General features: G+C 62.9%; 4 protein-coding genes. All 4 read left to right on the top strand.

From position 1 onward, the window contains the following. The first annotated feature begins 429 nt into the window (after window positions 1-429). Window positions 430-1,332 carry a sugar phosphate isomerase/epimerase family protein gene (locus ABSG20_RS27360; RefSeq protein ID WP_423867604.1) on the top strand — a complete coding sequence of 301 codons (903 nt, stop codon included), beginning with the start codon at window positions 430-432 and terminating at the stop codon, window positions 1,330-1,332. A gap of 460 nt (window positions 1,333-1,792) precedes the next feature. Further along, complete coding sequence (locus ABSG20_RS27355; RefSeq protein ID WP_423867603.1) at window positions 1,793-2,494, top strand: TetR/AcrR family transcriptional regulator; 702 nt, start codon at window positions 1,793-1,795, stop codon at window positions 2,492-2,494. 1 nt (window position 2,495) lies between these two features. Continuing rightward, window positions 2,496-3,689: an efflux RND transporter periplasmic adaptor subunit gene (locus ABSG20_RS27350; protein WP_423867602.1), complete on the top strand. Its 1,194-nt coding sequence runs from the start codon at window positions 2,496-2,498 to the stop codon at window positions 3,687-3,689. Between the two features lie 205 nt (window positions 3,690-3,894). Further along, the coding region (locus ABSG20_RS27345) for an efflux RND transporter permease subunit (protein WP_423867601.1) at window positions 3,895-6,023 on the top strand (2,129 nt) is incomplete at its 3' end.

Genomic DNA, 6,023 nt, shown 5'->3' with positions numbered 1-6,023 from the left:
CCGGGCTAAAGCGCCAAACGGGACCGCGCAAAGCGCTTCCCGCTGACTGGCTCCGCGCGTGTTCGCGCAGATGTCCCGGGCTCCTTGCTTTTTGCTGCGGCAGAGGAAGACGTGGATGGCCGCGACGCAGCCCGGCCATGACGAAAAGCAAAATTAGTGTCCTGCCTGTTTGAAAAATTGCAGCACCGCTCATGAAGCACGCGCTCACGCAAAATCATGCGATCACTGCAACCCGCCCCTTGCGCCGCGCACCAAGCGGCCCGGTCTGGCGCCGGCGGCCGCTCCGCCGCCGCCCGACTGACCGGGCCGAAATGGCCTCGCGCCCTGTTTCCGGCCCTGTATTATCAGGGATTATCAGGTGGCGATTTGCTGTTCCGGATCCGGCGGGCCGCTCGGTTTTGGGCCAAAATGAACGATCCCGGAGGTCCTTTGTCCAGCCTGATGGTGGCGATGGGTTTTGCGCCGAAATCTCGACGGTCTTCGAAGCAGAGCAAGCCCACCTTTGAAAGGTCATTCCTCGTGCACCCCAATCTATCGCTTGCCCATCTCACCGTGTTGTCGCTGCCGCCGCCGCAGATGGTGCGCCTGGCGGCGCGAACCGGCTTTCGGGCGGTCGGCCTGCGGCTGATCGCCGTGACCGAGGACAGCCCCGGCTATCCGCTCATGAACGACGCGGTCATGCTGCGCGAGACCAGGGCCGCGCTGGCCGATACGGGCGTGCTTGTCCTGGACATCGAGTTCGTCAAGATCACCCCGGAGATCGATGTCGCGGCGCTGGAATCTTTCATCGCCGCGGGCGCTGCGCTCGGCGCCCGCCACGTCATCACCGCGCCCTATGACCGCGACCACGCGCGTCTCTCCGAGAGACTCGGCGCGATCGCCAATCTCGCCAAACCCTATGGACTTTCCGCGCTGCTGGAATTCTTTCCCTGGACCACGGTGCCCGATCTTTCGACCGCTGCCGAGGTGGTTGCCGGCGCCTCATCGGCCAATGTCGGCATTCTCGTCGATGTGCTGCATTTCGATCGCTCGGGCAGTCAGCCCGGCCAATTGGAAGCACTGCCGGCGCGCTGGCTGCCCATGGTCCATCTCTGCGATGCCGCGGCGGCGAAGCCCGCCACGGTCGAGGAGCTTCTGCAAACGGCGCGCGCGGAGCGGCTGCCGCCCGGCGAAGGCGGCATCGACCTGTCCGCCATTCTCCGGCGGATGCCAGGCGATACCGAGATCGCACTCGAAGTGCCGATGCAGCACATGACAAGTCTGGAAGGCCCGGAAGCCGTGGCTCGTCACGTCCACGACGCAGCGATACGGTTTTTGGCCGCGATGCCTTGAGCGGGGGGAAGGGGCGAACTTGGGTGTCAAAATGCCTTCGCTCCTGTTGATCGCCTGTATTAACAGGAGCAACAGGAGTGGCAGGAGTGGTCTTTCGCCATCACGCCGGAACGGTTCCGGCGTGATGTCGCAGTACTCGCCACGACTTTTACGCCTCTTACCGGGGTCCCCGTTAACGACTTGTAAACAAAACTGCATCATCATTAGGCACAGATGCGGCGGAACCGGAGCAGTGCCGGGCCGGCAGTCGCAAGAGAAAGCCGTCCGGCGTAATGCCCGGGCGGCTTTGTTCTTGGCATCCGCCGACAGGCCATCGGTAGATGCGAAACAGGGGTACCGTTCGATGGCTGATTCGCAGCCACCGCTTTACATTCCCGTTAATAATTCAGGTTCGCGTCGATCTGCCGCATCGCAGCAACATAACTTGACTCATTGCGGAGGTGAGCGTTTACTCACAAGCATGAGCACTCTGCGCATGACCAGCGACCTGCGGCGGCAATTGATCCTGGACGCCGCCAAGCGCTGCTTTGCCCGCCATGGCTTTGCCGGCACCACCACCAAAAGCGTGGCGGCGGCCGCCTCGATTTCCGAAGGTCTGCTGTTCAAGCATTTTCCGACCAAATCGGCGCTGTATGCCGAGATCCTCGCGGAAGAATGCGAGGCGGATCCCGCCATGCATGAGCTTTTGGGCCTGGAGCCGTCGACCGAAACGCTGGTCGTGCTGATCCGCGGCATGGTCCACCATTTCATGCAGCTCTCGGATGCTCCCGATCAGCATGATGCGCAACGTCTTCGGCTGATGGTGACGAGCCACCTCGACGACGGGGAATTTGCGCGGCTGATCTACGAGAAGATCGGAGGTCTGCTCGGACCGGTGTTCACGGCGTCGCTGCAGCGGGCGGTGGTCGCGGGGGACGCATCGCGGGTCGGGCGCGAGCCGCAGAACCTGTTCTGGTTTGCCCATCACACCGTTCTGATGGCGGCGCTGTCGCGGCTGCCGGCCATTCCGTGCCTGCCCTATGGCGATGCCGGCGATCTGGAGCGGCAGATCTGCGAATTCATCCTGCGCGGCATCGGACTGAGCGAAACCGCCATTGCCCCGCATCTCGATGCCGACCTGCCGCCGCATGCTGGGCAGCCCTTAACTGCAGAAAGCGCATGACATGAATATCGTAAACGAAGCCCATATCTCGGGCCGGGCGATCACCGAAAAGCCGCGCCCGCGCCCGGTCCGGATGCTGCTCTGGTTCGTGATCGTCGGGGCGCTGCTGGCGGCGCTGGCCGGCGGCCTGGTCTGGTTCAATTCGTTCCGCGGCCACATGATCGCGCAGTTTTTCGCCAACAATAAGCCGCCGCCGGCGACCGTGGCCATTGTCGAGGCCAAATCCGAGGTGATTCCGAATCTTTTGACGGCGGTCGGCGATCTCGCCGCCGTGCATCAGGTCAATGTCACCTCCGATGTCTCGGGGCGCATCACCGATATCATGTTCACGCCCGGCACCACCGTCAAGGCCGGTACTGCGCTGGTGCAATTGTTCGATGCTCCCGAACAGGGCGATCTGGCGAGTTTCAAGGCGCAGGCGACCGGCGCCCAGCTGGCGCTGGATCGCGCCAAGCAGTTGGCGGCGCGCCAGTTCGGCCCGCAAGCAACCGCCGATGCGGCGCAGGCCACTTACGATCAGGCCGTCGCGGGCATCGCCAAAACCGAGGCGATCATTTCGCAGAAACTGGTGCGCGCGCCGTTCGACGGCGAACTCGGCGTCCGCCACGTCGAGGTCGGCCAGTATCTCACCGCCGGCACGCAGATCGTATCGCTGACCGACCTGTCGGTGCTTTATGCAAACTTCACCGTGACCGAAAAGCAAAGCGCCGCGCTTAAGGTCGGGCAGACCGTCCGCGTCGCGGTCGACGCCTATCCCGGCCGCACCTTCGAGGGCAAGATCAACGCGATCGAGCCGCAGATCGCCACCGACACGCGAAACATCCATGTTCAGGCCACGCTCGACAATCCCGATCATATCCTCAAGCCCGGCATGTTCACGACCACGACGGTGGTGCTGCCGGACAAGCCGCCGGTGGTCACGGTTGCGGAAACCGCGGTCGATTACACGCTGTACGGGGACTCGATATTCCTGATCACCGAGAAGAAAGGGGATGACGGCAAGACCAGCCTGACCGCGGTGCGCACGTTCGTGCGGACCGGCGATCGCGTCGATGGCCGCGCCGAAGTCCTCAGCGGGTTGAAGCCCGGCGATCGCGTCGTCGCCGTCGGCCAGCTCAAGCTGCAATCGGGAGCAGCGGTGACGATCTCGACCGATACGCCGCCGCCGATTCCGGCAAATCCGCCGCGTTATTAGTGGATGACCCTGAAGCTCCCCTCCCCCCACGCGCATCGCGCGTGGTGGGGAGGGGTCGGGGGTGGGGGGTGGCACGGCGTTCACCGAAGCGGCGGTTCCTGCCGAGAGACCCCCCACCCCGACCCCTCCCCGCCGCTTCGCGGGGGGAGGGGAGAACCGGGATCCGATTGAATAGTTTTGACGTCTGTCTTAGCGGAGCGCATCGATGGTCTGGACCGATATTTTCATCAAGCGACCCGTGCTGGCGGTGGTCGTCAGCCTCTTGATCCTTCTGATCGGCTTTCGGGCCGCGACCACGCTTCCGATCCGGCAATACCCGAAACTGTCGAACACGGTGGTCAACGTCACCACGGTTTACCCCGGTGCCTCGCCCGATCTGATCAACGGTTTCATCACGACGCCGATCGAGCAGGCCGTCGCGTCCGCCGAAGGCGTCGACTACATGACGTCATCTTCGGTGCTCGGCACCAGCACCATCCAGGTCTTCATCAAGCTCAATTTCGATCCGAACCAGGCGCTGACCGAAGTTCTCGCCAAGGTGAATTCGGTCAAATATCTGATTCCGAAGGAATCCAACGATCCGGTGGTGACCAAGACCACCGGCCAGACCACGGCGGTGATGTATCTCGGCTTCTCCAGCGAAGTGCTGTCGGGCTCGGCGATCTCGGACTATCTGACGCGGGTGGTGCAGCCGGTCTTGTCGACCGTCGACGGCGTCGCCTCGGCCGATATTCTCGGCGGCCAGACCTTCGCGATGCGGCTGTGGCTCGATCCCGTCCGCATGGCCGGCCGCAGTGTTTCGCCGGGTGACGTTTCGGCCGCGATCGCCGCCAACAATTTTCAGGCCGCGGCCGGCCAGGCCAAGGGCTATTTCATCGTCTCCAACGTGTCGGCCAATACCGATCTGACCAACCTCAATCAGTTCAAGCGCATGATCATCAAATCCAAGGATGGCGGCTTCGTGCGGATGGAGGACATCGCGACCGTCGAACTGGCGGCGCAGAGCAGCGACGCCAGCGTCGCCTTCAACGGCGAGCACGCGATCTTCATCGGCGTGCAGGCGACCCCGCAAGGCAACCCGCTGACGCTCGTCAAGGGCGTCCGCGCGCTGTTTCCGGAACTCGAGCGCAACCTGCCGCCATCGATGAAGATGAAGGTGGCCTATGATTCGACCAAATTCATCCAGTCCTCGATCGACGAAGTCGAGAAGACCCTGGGCGAAGCGGTCATCATCGTGGTGGTGGTGATCTTCCTGTTCCTGGCCTCGTTCCGTTCGGTCATCATCCCGGTGGTGACCATTCCGCTGTCGCTGATCGGCGTCTGCAGCCTGATGCTGGCGGCGGGATTCAGTTTCAACCTGCTGACATTGCTGGCGATGGTGCTGGCGATCGGTCTGGTGGTCGACGATGCCATCGTGGTGGTTGAAAACATCCACCGGCATCTGGAGGAGGGCAAGCCCCCGGTGCAGGCGGCGATGCAGGGCGCCCGCGAGATCGTGGGTCCCGTCATCGCCATGACCATCACGCTGGCCGCGGTGTATGCGCCGATCGGGTTCCTCGGTGGCTTGACCGGTTCATTGTTCCGCGAATTTGCCTTCACGCTGGCCGGCTCGGTGATCGTGTCCGGCGTGGTCGCGCTGACGCTGTCGCCGATGATGTGCTCGGTGTTCCTCAAGAGTGCGGAAGAGGGGCGTTTCGCCAAACTGGTGAACCGGGTGTTCGGATCGATCACGCGCGGCTATGGCCGTATGCTCGATCGCTCGCTCGACTACCGCCCGATCACCGGGCTGTTCGCGCTGACGATCCTGGGATTGGCCGGCTTTCTCTACATGCATACCGCCAAGGAACTCGCGCCCGAGGAAGACCAGGGCATCGTCTTTGCCGTGACGAAAGCACCGAAATACGCCAACATCGATTACATCGATTTCTACGGCGACAAGCTCGACAAGATCTTCGCGACGTTTCCTGAGACCGATCTGCGCTTTGTTCTGAACGGCATCGCCGGCCCGCAAGGCGGCATCGCCGGCATGCTGCTGAAGCCCTGGGATGAGCGAAAGCGTTCATCGATCCAGTTGAAGCCGCTGGTTCAGGGAGCCCTGAGCAAGATCGAGGGCGTCAACGCTTTCGCGTTCAACCTGCCGCCGCTGCCGGGCGGCCCCGGCGGTCTGCCGGTCCAGATGGTGATCAGTTCGACCAACGGGTTCCAGCCGATCTATGAGGAGATGAACAAGCTGAAGGATGCCGCACGCAAGAGCGGATTGTTCATCGTCTCCGACAGCGATCTCGATTTCAACCAGCCGGTGGTGCGGGTCAAAGTCGATCGCTCGAAGGCAAG

This window comes from Bradyrhizobium sp. (assembly GCF_049512235.1).
GTDB lineage: Bacteria > Pseudomonadota > Alphaproteobacteria > Rhizobiales > Xanthobacteraceae > Bradyrhizobium.
This window is presented reverse-complemented; position numbering and strand designations above follow the sequence as displayed.